Source organism: Ligilactobacillus sp. 110_WCHN (assembly GCF_030518115.1).
In the GTDB taxonomy this organism is placed as follows: domain Bacteria; phylum Bacillota; class Bacilli; order Lactobacillales; family Lactobacillaceae; genus Ligilactobacillus; species Ligilactobacillus aviarius_C.
Genome location: NZ_JAULLI010000044.1, coordinates 1 through 1,619 on the forward strand (window position 1 = coordinate 1; position 1,619 = coordinate 1,619).

General features: G+C 50.6%; 1 rRNA gene. It reads right to left on the bottom strand.

What is annotated here, in order from left to right:
- Window positions 1–9 precede the first annotated feature (9 nt).
- Window positions 10–1,573, bottom strand: a 16S ribosomal RNA gene (locus Q3C15_RS08610).
- Window positions 1,574–1,619 lie beyond the last annotated feature (46 nt).

Below are 1,619 nucleotides of genomic sequence, written 5' to 3' on the forward strand. Positions count from 1 at the left end.
ATTCCTTAGAAAGGAGGTGATCCAGCCGCAGGTTCTCCTACGGCTACCTTGTTACGACTTCACCCCAATCATCTGTCCCACCTTAGACGGCTAGCTCCAAATGGTTACTCCACCGGCTTTGGGTGTTACAAACTCTCATGGTGTGACGGGCGGTGTGTACAAGGCCCGGGAACGTATTCACCGCGGCATGCTGATCCGCGATTACTAGCGATTCCGACTTCATGCAGGCGAGTTGCAGCCTGCAATCCGAACTGAGAACGACTTTAAGAGATTAGCTTAACCTCGCGGTCTCGCGACTCGTTGTATCGTCCATTGTAGCACGTGTGTAGCCCAGGTCATAAGGGGCATGATGACTTGACGTCATCCCCACCTTCCTCCGGTTTATCACCGGCAGTCTCGCCAGAGTGCCCAACTGAATGATGGCAACTGACAACAAGGGTTGCGCTCGTTGCGGGACTTAACCCAACATCTCACGACACGAGCTGACGACAGCCATGCACCACCTGTCATTTTGTCCCCGAAGGGAAAACCTAATCTCTTAGGTGGTCAAAAGATGTCAAGACCTGGTAAGGTTCTTCGCGTTGCTTCGAATTAAACCACATGCTCCACCGCTTGTGCGGGCCCCCGTCAATTCCTTTGAGTTTCAACCTTGCGGTCGTACTCCCCAGGCGGAATGCTTATTGCGTTAGCTGCGGCACTGAAGGGCGGAAACCCTCCAACACCTAGCATTCATCGTTTACGGCATGGACTACCAGGGTATCTAATCCTGTTCGCTACCCATGCTTTCGAACCTCAGCGTCAGTTACAGACCAGAGAGCCGCTTTCGCCACTGGTGTTCTTCCATATATCTACGCATTTCACCGCTACACATGGAGTTCCACTCTCCTCTTCTGCACTCAAGTCTTCCAGTTTCCAATGCACATCTCCGGTTAAGCCGAAGGCTTTCACATCAGACTTAAAAAACCGCCTGCGTTCCCTTTACGCCCAATAAATCCGGACAACGCTTGCCACCTACGTATTACCGCGGCTGCTGGCACGTAGTTAGCCGTGACTTGCTGGTTAGATACCGTCAGTGAATAATCAGTTACTATTACTCATATTCTTCTCTAACAACAGAATTTTACGATCCGAAGACCTTCTTCATTCACGCGGCGTTGCTCCATCAGGCTTGCGCCCATTGTGGAAGATTCCCTACTGCTGCCTCCCGTAGGAGTATGGGCCGTGTCTCAGTCCCATTGTGGCCGATCAGTCTCTCAACTCGGCTACGTATCATCACCTTGGTAGGCCGTTACCCTACCAACTAGTTAATACGCCGCGGGTCCATCCAAAAGCGATAGCAGAACCACCCTTTTACATAATGACCATGCGGTCATCATGGTTATACGGTATTAGCATTTGTTTCCAAATGTTATCCCCTTCTTTTGGGCAGGTTACCCACGTGTTACTCACCCGTCCGCCACTCGAATTTCTTACGGTGAGTGCAAGCACTCGGTGTAAGAAATTCTCGTTCGACTTGCATGTATTAGGCACGCCGCCAGCGTTCGTCCTGAGCCAGGATCAAACTCTCAATTTATAAGTTTGTGACTCGTAATTACTAGCGAATTGACTTCGCAAATGTT